Source organism: Burkholderia sp. SIMBA_051 (genome assembly GCF_046534915.1).
Classification (GTDB): domain Bacteria; phylum Pseudomonadota; class Gammaproteobacteria; order Burkholderiales; family Burkholderiaceae; genus Burkholderia; species Burkholderia ambifaria.
In genome coordinates, this window is the sequence record NZ_JAWRXS010000677.1 from 1 (window position 1) to 247 (window position 247).

The 247-nt window shown below is 59.9% G+C and carries 1 pseudogene; it reads left to right on the forward strand.

Annotated features, from left to right (window positions below):
- Positions 1 to 59: 59 nt before the first annotated feature.
- Positions 60 to 247 (forward strand): annotated as a pseudogene (locus SB771_RS36180) (hypothetical protein); the annotation flags it as partial.

A 247-nucleotide genomic window follows, 5' to 3' on the forward strand; every position in this document is an offset into this window, starting at 1 on the left:
GCCGCAGCGTTGGGGCGGCGGGCTCCACACTGGACTTTCCGAGTTACGGCAGTATCTACATGACGAGCGCGTTTCGCGGTGCTGAACTGTCGCGATCGGATTTTCAGGGCGGAACGATTTACGTCGACGGGTCGTTGTCGGCGATTTATGGCTGGGCGGGTGATGCAATGTTGCTCGGCATGAATCCCGCATTGCTCGCGGCGGGATTGTCAGGCCCCGGCTTTAGTTGGCTGCTCCAACGAGCAAT